Origin of the sequence: Neisseria sp. P0006.S009 (assembly GCF_051962915.1) — a bacterium.
Classification (GTDB): domain Bacteria; phylum Pseudomonadota; class Gammaproteobacteria; order Burkholderiales; family Neisseriaceae; genus Neisseria; species Neisseria subflava_E.
Window position 1 is genome coordinate 1 of record NZ_JBQCUV010000018.1, and the last position, 255, is coordinate 255.

The window sequence follows — 255 nt, forward strand, 5'->3', positions numbered from 1 at the left end:
TTTGAAATCAGAATTAAATCATAATTATCAGAATCCGAAATTCCAGTTAATTAAATATACAGAGACAATAGTTAAGATTGAATTAAGGAAGAAAATTCAAGACCAAGAAAACATAAAAAACCAAGAAGAACAAGAAAAACAGCCAAAAGAAGACAATGCTGCCATGACCAAGTTTCAATATGTGTTCAATCTTGCGCATGACCAGGCAAATCCCGATAAAATTGATGCCGTCATCCGCTCCAAAACACTGGTGTC

The 255-nt window shown here is 34.1% G+C and carries 1 pseudogene; it reads left to right on the forward strand.

Annotation, left to right across the window (positions count from 1 at the left end):
• Window positions 1-49 precede the first annotated feature (49 nt).
• Window positions 50-255: pseudogene (locus tag ACTHTK_RS10295) on the forward strand (DUF389 domain-containing protein); the annotation flags it as partial.